Source organism: Paracoccus sp. P2 (assembly GCF_046335115.1).
In the GTDB taxonomy this organism is placed as follows: domain Bacteria; phylum Pseudomonadota; class Alphaproteobacteria; order Rhodobacterales; family Rhodobacteraceae; genus Paracoccus; species Paracoccus pantotrophus.
This window is the reverse complement of record NZ_JBGOSN010000189.1, coordinates 1-573: the sequence shown is the minus strand read 5'-3', so window position 1 is coordinate 573 and position 573 is coordinate 1. Positions and strand designations below refer to the sequence as shown.

Genomic DNA, 573 nt, shown 5'->3' with positions numbered 1-573 from the left:
CGATGACGCTATGGCCCTTTCCTGGCTTGAAACGAGCTAACCCGCGCTAAGGAGTCTTGCAGATATCAGGTCAGCGTCGCTTGCAGATCGAAAGTCTCTTTTTCGTCTTTGGTGCACGTTCCCAAGGCGTTATACGTCTTCATGCTATACCTGAACTGACAGGTCATATGGCTCCCCTTGTTGGAGCGGAGGATTGCGTTTCCGTTGCCGGCATCGCCTGAAAATCCCAGAACGCCGGTGTCTCTCACGGCCATCCATGTGCCGGTGTATTGTTCGTCGCCGATAGTAAGGTTCGCTTTCCCTGAATTGCCGAACGCGGTGTTTTCCAGGGTGCCTGTTCCCTGTTGACCCGTTGAGCGGCTAGTGATCGTCACCGCTGGCGAGCATGCGGCCAGTAGGGAGATCGTGACTAGGAAGGCGGCATGGTTCGGGAACAGCTTCATCTATACCTCCAAGACCGAACTGTGCAGGCAGTCTATCTCTAGCAGTCAACTGAATTTCAAGCCCTTTTGATGGCGCGTGATCAAAATTTGTATTGACGACAGTGACGAGCCCATGGGGTCGCCTAGACAG

1 protein-coding gene is annotated in these 573 nt (G+C 53.9%); it reads right to left on the bottom strand.

Annotated features, from left to right (window positions below):
• Nucleotides 1-65 precede the first annotated feature (65 nt).
• Nucleotides 66-443, bottom strand: coding sequence for a hypothetical protein (locus tag ACDP63_RS25140; protein WP_010400853.1), 378 nt, complete (start codon nucleotides 441-443; stop codon nucleotides 66-68).
• Between the last annotated feature and the right edge of the window lie 130 nt (nucleotides 444-573).

Bases quoted from the DNA above. Each gene is read 5' to 3' on its own strand.
- ACDP63_RS25140 (WP_010400853.1), bottom strand. From the start codon at position 443: ATGAAGCTGTTCCCGAACCATGCCGCCTTCCTAGTCACGATCTCCCTA.